At 37.2% G+C, this 7654-nt stretch carries 12 protein-coding genes; 11 read left to right on the forward strand and 1 reads right to left on the reverse strand.

All coding sequences use genetic code 11. From position 1 onward, the window contains the following. Positions 1-275: 275 nt before the first annotated feature. Positions 276-629, reverse strand: coding sequence for a hypothetical protein (locus tag BN67_RS10860; protein WP_019224101.1), 354 nt, complete (start codon positions 627-629; stop codon positions 276-278). A gap of 88 nt (positions 630-717) precedes the next feature. Here BN67_RS10860 and BN67_RS10865 point away from each other — a divergent pair, with 88 nt between their 5' ends. The 11 genes from BN67_RS10865 to BN67_RS12320 all read left to right on the forward strand — a co-directional run bounded on the left by BN67_RS10865 (position 718) and on the right by BN67_RS12320 (position 7238). Then, the gene (locus tag BN67_RS10865) at positions 718-957 is read left to right on the forward strand and encodes a helix-turn-helix domain-containing protein (protein ID WP_033313413.1); all 240 of its coding nucleotides are present in this window, start codon (positions 718-720) and stop codon (positions 955-957) included. 4 nt (positions 958-961) lie between these two features. After that, the gene (locus BN67_RS10870; RefSeq protein ID WP_156791670.1) at positions 962-1339 is read left to right on the forward strand and encodes a dATP/dGTP diphosphohydrolase domain-containing protein; all 378 of its coding nucleotides are present in this window, start codon (positions 962-964) and stop codon (positions 1337-1339) included. A 14-nt stretch (positions 1340-1353) separates the two neighbouring features. Then, positions 1354-1488 (forward strand): hypothetical protein, encoded by a 135-nt coding sequence (locus tag BN67_RS15270; RefSeq protein ID WP_019224104.1) that lies wholly within the window; start codon positions 1354-1356, stop codon positions 1486-1488. Between the two features lie 252 nt (positions 1489-1740). After that, entirely contained in the window at positions 1741-2217 is a 477-nt protein-coding gene (locus BN67_RS10880) for a crossover junction endodeoxyribonuclease RuvC (RefSeq protein WP_019224105.1), read from the forward strand. Next, entirely contained in the window at positions 2207-2575 is a 369-nt protein-coding gene (locus tag BN67_RS10885) for a DUF1376 domain-containing protein (RefSeq protein ID WP_019224106.1), read from the forward strand. The genes BN67_RS10880 and BN67_RS10885 overlap by 11 nt, the downstream gene beginning before the upstream one ends. Continuing rightward, on the forward strand, positions 2565-3614 hold the full coding sequence (locus BN67_RS10890; RefSeq protein WP_019224107.1) for a DUF1376 domain-containing protein: 1050 nt from the start codon (positions 2565-2567) through the stop codon (positions 3612-3614). Before BN67_RS10885 ends, BN67_RS10890 begins: the two co-directional genes overlap by 11 nt. 55 nt (positions 3615-3669) lie before the next feature. Beyond that, positions 3670-4041 carry a hypothetical protein gene (locus BN67_RS12310; protein WP_019224108.1) on the forward strand — a complete coding sequence of 124 codons (372 nt, stop codon included), beginning with the start codon at positions 3670-3672 and terminating at the stop codon, positions 4039-4041. A gap of 178 nt (positions 4042-4219) precedes the next feature. Then, positions 4220-4786, forward strand: coding sequence for a hypothetical protein (locus BN67_RS15130; protein WP_019224109.1), 567 nt, complete (start codon positions 4220-4222; stop codon positions 4784-4786). A 295-nt stretch (positions 4787-5081) separates the two neighbouring features. Continuing rightward, on the forward strand, positions 5082-5402 hold the full coding sequence (locus BN67_RS10905; protein ID WP_019224110.1) for a hypothetical protein: 321 nt from the start codon (positions 5082-5084) through the stop codon (positions 5400-5402). Between the two features lie 380 nt (positions 5403-5782). After that, positions 5783-6535, forward strand: coding sequence for a phage antirepressor Ant (locus tag BN67_RS10910; RefSeq protein ID WP_019224111.1), 753 nt, complete (start codon positions 5783-5785; stop codon positions 6533-6535). Between the two features lie 196 nt (positions 6536-6731). Continuing rightward, positions 6732-7238 (forward strand): bactofilin family protein, encoded by a 507-nt coding sequence (locus BN67_RS12320; RefSeq protein ID WP_019224112.1) that lies wholly within the window; start codon positions 6732-6734, stop codon positions 7236-7238. The last annotated feature ends 416 nt before the right edge of the window (positions 7239-7654 follow it).

Genomic DNA, 7654 nt, shown 5'->3' on the forward strand with positions numbered 1-7654 from the left:
CAAATGCCTCCATTATCAAAATATTTAAACACATTTTGAAAAAAACGCCTTGACATAGGTTTTTTTTTCAGGGTATGGTGTTTGTATATACACATAATGCATATTAGTCAAATAAAAAATACACATAATGCATATTTTTTTAGAGGGGTTTAAAATAATCCTTTTGATAGGATTTTTATAAATTAACATTTGTGAGGAAAGGAAAAGTTATATGCAGTTACAAAATGAAATAACGCAGGTAATCTCAAATTTTAGTTATGAGGGCAAAAAAGCATTTATTTCTTTTTTTCAGAATTTAGGCTGTTTAAAATATGAAAAATTGCTTCTTTATCAGCGTGATTTGTTATTTGTAATAGATCAATGATTTTTTGATCAACGGTTTGTGCCAAGTCAGTAGCTAGCGTAGAAGGACCATCCCCCTCTCCAGTTAGTAACCAAGCTTCACTAACTTTAAAAGCAGTTGCGTATTTTTTAGATGCGCGTGATATGCCTCTAATACCTTGTTCATGTTGTATGTAGCTAGAATAATTCCATCCAAAGTATTTAGTGGCTGCTTTCGCGCTTTTGAAACCACGTATTAAACGAGCTTTCATTAGTCTAGAAGATTGATCTGTTATTTTATTAAGCATTTTAAAAGTTCCTATACATACTCATATTGCATAAAATGAGTATGCATTTCGACTTGACATTAAAATACTCATAATGCATATTATTATTATGAATAAAATAGACCCAAAACAATTAAGAAAACGCCTTAATCTTACGCAACATGAAATGGCAGCGTTGTTAGGTGTTCACAAAGCAACGGTATGGCGTTGGGAAAAATACGGCATTCCTCCAAGAGGAACGGTCGCTTATCTTTTAAAATCTTTATGCGATCAAGAGCAACGCCCCCCAATTATTAAAACTTGCAAGAGCAGCGGTGTTGATCACACCGGCAAGACTTTGCAGCCTTAAGGAGATGATGATGAAACCATTCGCATTTCATCATGAGCTTATAATGGAAGCGTATAAACAAGCGCATAAAAATGATGATGGCAAGCCTCGTGTTGATCTTATACCTCCGTCACAATTGATGGAAATAGGTCGCGTTCTCGAATTTGGAGCAAAGAAGTATGGAGCAAACAACTGGCGTAAAGGCACGCACTGGAGTCGTTTTCACGGTGCTGCCTTGCGTCACTTGTTATCATGGTTTGAAGGGGAAGATAAAGACAGCGAAAGTGGTCGCTCACACCTAGCACATGCCGCCTGCTGTATTCTTTTCCTCATGGAATTTGAAACAAAACGAATTGGTCATGATGACCGTCCTCATAAGAGAGCATATCAAGAAGAAAAGTAAGTAAGGAGAGAGATATGAGTACAGCAGCAGCCATTCTTTCCATAACGAGTAATTTGTATTTGCTCTATGAGGTTTATCACTATTTTAAACAGTCATTAGAGCTTAGAGATGAGGTAAGTAAACAAAAAAGAATAATATGGGATCTATAAGAAATATGTCCAAAAGTGAGCTTTAATTGTTTTTTGAGGATTATTTGAGGAAGTTTGTTCCATAATGAAAAGTGGAGTATCGGATTTGTTTAATTCTTTGGAACGAATGATTAGTCGTAAACTAATTATCTGACCACCGACTATATATTAAAAGCATTAAGCTCAGTTTGTAAGCTTTCTTCTTACCTCCTTCTTTTCTTCATTTTCGGAAAAAAACAACCTTATAAAATACGTTTTGTATGGAGTGGTGCAGTGATTAATACGATTCTTTGTTTGGACTTAGGAACAAAGACGGGGTGGGCGATACGCGGTGGGGATGGGCATATCATCAGTGGCACCATTCATTTCCAACCCCGTCGTTTTGAAGGCGGTGGCATGCGTTTTTTACGCTTTAAGCAATGGCTTTCAGAAATGAAGGCTACAGCAGGGGGCATTGATGAAGTTTATTTTGAAGAAGTGAGGCGTCATTTAGGTACAGACGCTGCTCATATTTATGGTGGTTTGCTAGCGACATTAACGTCGTGGTGTGAACACCACCAAATTCCTTATGAAGGTATTCCGGTTTGTACAATAAAAAAAGCCACAACGGGAAAGGGGAATGCCTCGAAAGAAGAGATGATGAGTGCAATGCGTTCCAAAGGCTATGCACCGAAAGATGATAACGAAGCAGACGCTTTATCAATTTTACATTTAATAATTAAGGGAAAGGGAAAAGATAATGGTAAATAAGTTACCATGGACGAGACTTTTTGCTGAACAGTGGGCGATTAAGATCTCTCAGTTACCTTCAGTTGAAGGTAATGTTTATATGCGATTGCGGTTGCACATGTTACTTACTCGTGAGCCTCTTTTAAACAATCTTAAAATTTTATCCCATTGCGCTGGCTGTTCAGTAAAAAGATTTGAGAAAGCTTTAGACGTTTTAATAAAAACTGGTCATATCATACGTTTGGAGGACGGACGTTTATGGAATTCAGACGTTGAGGCAGAGCTCAACAGTATTGAAGAAGATCTCGACTGCTTTGATGAAGATTTAGACAATCTTACCTTGCATGAAAACATGGGGGGTAAAGATTATGTCAACTAAGTTGGTTTGGGTTCGCAGCTTTCCGTCAGATTGTCTTGCAGAAACTAATGGTATGAAAGCATTTCAAATAGCGACATACGTTACATTGAAATGGCACATGCGTAAAAATGGAGAACCCATTTTTTATGATCAAGACAAATTAGCGCATAGCGCAGGCTGCTCAAAAAAGTTATTTAATAAAGCATTAGAGTTTTTATTACGTGATAAGAAGATCATTTGTTTGGAAGATGGACGTTTGTGGAGTTTACAAGTTGAAGAGGAACTCAATAACTCAAATGAAAATTTAAACAAGTTTTCAGAAAGAGCGCAGAAGGCAGCAAAGGCAAGATGGGACAAGTCTCAAGATAACAATGAGTATGATGCTAAGCATGATGCTAAAAGCTCTAAGCATGATGCTAAAGCAATGCTAAATGATGCCAATCACAACCACAACCACAACCACATAAATAAAAAAACTAATACTATCGTATTAGCAAAAAAAGAAATTGATGAGAGCTTTGATCAAAACACTGATCAGGTTTTGGAGCTTGTGTCAGAGCAAAGTGAATTATCATCAGAAAGCCCCCCACCCATTCACGAGCAAAAAAACGTTTTGAAAAAAACAAAACATTCCAAAGCTCATCGCGGCGGTCGATTGCCTAAAGACTTCGAACCCGATTTTGATTTTGCGATTCAAGAGGGTTTGCCTCCAGAGCGTGTGAAAGTCGAGATTGCAAAGTTTAGAGATTACTGGAGTTCCAAATCAGGAGCAAACGCTACCAAGTTGGATTGGCAAGCAACGTGGCGCAATTGGGTGAGAAACTCAAAAGATTTTAACAAACCTTCTCAAGGAGTAAATTATGGAAAGCAAGGATCCAACCAAGGAAACGAAAAAATCAGCCTCAGTCGTCAGGTTGCGCACGCAATGTCCGATATCAGAAATTCAGGTAGTGCATTCGAATTTTTGTTTAAGAATGACAAAAGAATATCCGCACCATTGGCTGCCCAATCAGAAACCTTCGACTTCAGAAGCGGAGCTCATTACCTCACTAGCCAATGATACGCTCAATACGCTTGAGAAGAAAGCGACTGAAGAGGAAATTCAAACAGCGTTTATGTTGATTTCAAACGGTCTTAAAATGCAAACTACAGCAGATCCAACGTCGACAGCGCTTGCTTACACATACGTTCTTAGAAACGTGAGTAGCTGGGCATTGGAGCAAGCTGTGCAGGACGTTTTGCTAGGAAAAGCACAAGGTTTAAACGCAACATTTATGCCGTCGGCATCTGAATTTTATAGCTACTGTGAAAAGCTTGAAAACAACATTCGTGTAAAAGCAGAATCTATCATCCGTAGCCTTAATAAACCAGAAATGAAACCACAGGGAAAGCTTATGTCTGATGAAAAGTTTGAAGAGCTCATGAGACAGATGAAAGAAATGTTTGGCAGTTCGAAAACCGATTCAGAATCTGAAGAGAACGTTTAAACGTTAAAAATCGAAAAGAGGAAATGATTTTGTGATTAGATATGCGTTTAAATCGACAAAAAGGGACCGTACAAAGCGGTTTGAAACTTTTTTGATGCATTACACCAGAAAACAACAAAACGCTCTCTACGGTCAAATTTAAGGTAAATAAACCTATGGTAAAAATATGAGGTCTATTATGGGTATCTTAACAGACATATTGTTAACATTCACTAAAAAACCAGCAAAAAAAACTTTTATTGCAACTGCAATTGGTCACATACCATGGGGGACCGGGGCACAAGAATGTTTTTACAATCTTTATGAGTATCAAGACACCAATCAAAGCGACCAAGGCTATAGAGACTATGATGAGAGCTGTGAGCAAGAGATTTTACGTGAATATGAGATTTTTGAAGGCGGGCAGTATTTTGACATGCCTGAAAACGTTGATTTCAGTACAAAAGCACAAGTAGAGGCATGGCTGTATGGGGGACCGTTTCCTACAAGCGTTTTGAGTTATGAACCCTTAACAGACGAATACAACAAAACGATAAAATCAAAAGGGCAGGGAACGGTCGTTTCAGATCACAAGCGCGAGGTTAAAAAAAATTATGCACACACTAAAAATAGTTATCAACACCCTGTGGATAATTCCTTTTCACAAGCAAACAATACCAATCTGGACCCACTTGATATTATGGACGAAGAAATAAAAAATGCTGTTAATAATCAAATCATTAAACACAAAGTGAGAAAAAAATGAAAAAAAATTGTAAAATGCTATTGACGCAAAAAAACAATTCGTATATAAAGGCGACAAGTGCTTGAAAAACACTATACAGATGGCGGTAAAGGTTACGAAAAGACCTCCTCCCATGCTCTAAAATACTGGCTTTCTTTTATGCTCTTATTAGCATATAACGATTATGCCGGGTGTGGTTACACTATACAATACCCTTTATAGGGGAAAGTGTAACGACGGACTATCTGCCGTGTTTTTCAGCGCCCGGCGCCCTTAAGGGTGTCAATGAAAAACTTATAAACAGATAGGATTTATTATGAAAAATTCTGAAAAAAATGATATCAAAATAACCACCGACTTCCTATGCGATTTGTGGATGGTAGCGTGTAAAGAAACTAATAGTGAAAATATTGATATTAATACTGAAGATGAATATCATGTTTCTTTAGTAGAGCTTATGGCAGCTCTTGAGAAAGTCTTGTTTTTTAAATTACAAAACGAAATCCCAAATTTTACAAAAATCTTAGCAATCATGACAGAGTTTGGTCAATCCGAGCCAATTCAGTCAATAGCATCTCTTTTGAAAGCTCATAACCCCGTTTTCGATAATGTACATAGCATTAACGAGGCTGCTTAATTAACACCACGGCGCGGCGGGGGCGCCTGCTTTTTAACTTTAGATTCAAAGAGATAAACATCAAAATGAAAAAAAGTTAAAAAAGTGTAAAATACATATTGACATCAATCGAATCACTCTGTTAAATTAAACAGTAAGTGCTAGAAACACTAAAGTTCTCAGCGGATGGGGTTATAATCAATCTCTCTTCCGCGATATAAAGTTTTGACTCAATTATGCTTTATAGCATATAAGAGGGGATTGTCGGGTGTGGTTACGCCATACAATACTCTTTAATGAGAAAAGCGTAACAACAGGCTGTGAACTGTGTTTCTAGCGCCCGGCATTCCTCTTATTGTGTGTCAATAGAAACCTTATTATTTTTCACAGGAGACAGTATCATGACACAATCTTTAATTAACATAAATCAAACTCAAATCGATGGTAAATTAGTTCAAACTGTAAATGCTCGTGATTTGCATGCGTTTTTGGAAATAGGCAAAGACTTTTCTAACTGGATTAAAGACCGCATTCGCAAATACGAATTTACAGAGGGAAGTGATTATCTTTTAACGTCCGCCAAAATTGGCGAACGTCAAAATGTTGTATTAAAAGAATATCACCTCACATTAGACATGGCAAAAGAGCTTGCCATGGTAGAGCGCAATGAAAAGGGCAAGCAAGCTCGTCAATATTTTATCGAATGCGAGCGGCGTGCAAAGCAAGTAACAAATCAACAATTCGACCTCGCAAATGCTTTAGAAGATCCTCTCTTCGTTAAAAAACTACTTTTAGAAAGTGTCAACAAAATAGAAATTTTAAAAAACGAAGTAAATACTCTTAAACCAAAAGCTATCGCTCTCGACGGGTTAAAACGATCCGATGGACTCTTCTGTATAACTGAAGCGGCAAAAATACTGGAAATAAGACCAAAAGATTTAAGCCATTATTTACAAGCTTATGGTTGGGTATACAGAAGAGCTCCGGGTTCGCCTCTATTGCCATATCAAGAGAAAATACAAAAAGGTCTCATGGATTGCCCTGTTATAACTGTTTATAGACCGGACGGTACTGAAAAAACCGTACCGTCCGCGAAGATAACTTCTAAAGGTATCACATATTTACGAGAGCAAATTTACGGAAATACGCAATAATACACATAACTTTAAACCATATCCTCATTTAAGAGTGATATGATAGTTATCACAGTTGTGTGTAAGATTCAAGTCAATAAACAGCGTTATTTTGCTGATTTCCACAAAAAAATTGTAATTAACCAAGGCGCGGCGGGGGCGTCATTACCGTCATTTTCAATTTACAATCTAACGAATTTATAGAACGGGGTTTCTCATGGCTATTAAAGGTCTACCCAAAATGCGTAAATGCAAAAAATATGAGCTCACTAATGAAACTATAGAAGTTAAAGATGAATTTGGCAGGATGACAACACTTCATCGCATTAAAGCATTAATAAGTTTTGGAGATGTTAAAAAAGGTGATTTAGGTGGTTTTATTGAAAGTGAACACAACCTTTCTCATCATGGTGGTTGCTGGGTTGGTGATGATGCCAAGGTTTATAATGCTGCCGTTGTTTGGGTGCATGCGAAGGTTTTTGAAAATGCAGTAATTTGTGATGAGGTGCATGTTAATGGGTTTGCGAAGGTTCATGGCAATGTACGAGCTTATGGTCGTGCGATTATTGGTGGCAGGGCACGTATTTTTGGAGATACGCAGCTTTTTTCAGGTGCATGGGTTACAGGAAAAAAAGAGATTTCTACGGGGTTAATGTATTCTGGAGATAGAGTAGAAACTATAGATGAATTGAGAGAAAGGTACGCAGCGCTTTCTAAAAGGTAGCATTCAAAAAAAGAGCCGTGTCAATTAACGACGCGGCTTTAATTTTAAAGGAGATACACAAATAATAAAAACCGTGCAAATCACTAGGCAACTTAACACGGCTTTTATCAAAATGATTCGTCGGTTTAGGCACTTTTATCTAAAGAAAACGAAAAAAGTACGAATTCATAACTAAGAGACAAGAGAAATGTTCAGAGCAATAAATTCAACACTATTTTGACACATAATGTGCATAATTGCAAGTGCAAAATAAAAAACGCGCCATTAAATGACGCGGTTTTTAACTTGCGTAGATCTTTTGAACTAAGAGGAAACTTCGATTTATATACCAAATAGCCTCTAAAATTGCAAGCAAAAAATGTAGATTCATTGTTTAGATTCAACATGTTATGGTATATTTGTTTGTGTAATATATC

Origin of the sequence: Bartonella rattaustraliani AUST/NH4, from assembly GCF_000312565.1 — a bacterium.
Taxonomy (GTDB): Bacteria; Pseudomonadota; Alphaproteobacteria; order Rhizobiales; family Rhizobiaceae; genus Bartonella; species Bartonella rattaustraliani.

Excerpts from the sequence above, each read along its gene's own strand:
- BN67_RS10910 (WP_019224111.1), top strand. The coding sequence starts at position 5,783 with ATGACACAATCTTTAATTAACATAAATCAAACTCAAATCGATGGTAAA.
- BN67_RS10905 (WP_019224110.1), top strand. The coding sequence starts at position 5,082 with ATGAAAAATTCTGAAAAAAATGATATCAAAATAACCACCGACTTCCTA.
- BN67_RS15270 (WP_019224104.1), top strand. The coding sequence starts at position 1,354 with ATGAGTACAGCAGCAGCCATTCTTTCCATAACGAGTAATTTGTATTTG.
- BN67_RS10860 (WP_019224101.1), bottom strand. The coding sequence starts at position 629 with ATGCTTAATAAAATAACAGATCAATCTTCTAGACTAATGAAAGCTCGT.
- BN67_RS10885 (WP_019224106.1), top strand. The coding sequence starts at position 2,207 with ATGGTAAATAAGTTACCATGGACGAGACTTTTTGCTGAACAGTGGGCG.
- BN67_RS15130 (WP_019224109.1), top strand. The coding sequence starts at position 4,220 with ATGGGTATCTTAACAGACATATTGTTAACATTCACTAAAAAACCAGCA.
- BN67_RS12320 (WP_019224112.1), top strand. The coding sequence starts at position 6,732 with ATGGCTATTAAAGGTCTACCCAAAATGCGTAAATGCAAAAAATATGAG.
- BN67_RS10890 (WP_019224107.1), top strand. The coding sequence starts at position 2,565 with ATGTCAACTAAGTTGGTTTGGGTTCGCAGCTTTCCGTCAGATTGTCTT.
- BN67_RS10865 (WP_033313413.1), top strand. The coding sequence starts at position 718 with ATGAATAAAATAGACCCAAAACAATTAAGAAAACGCCTTAATCTTACG.
- BN67_RS12310 (WP_019224108.1), top strand. The coding sequence starts at position 3,670 with ATGTTGATTTCAAACGGTCTTAAAATGCAAACTACAGCAGATCCAACG.
- BN67_RS10870 (WP_156791670.1), top strand. The coding sequence starts at position 962 with ATGATGATGAAACCATTCGCATTTCATCATGAGCTTATAATGGAAGCG.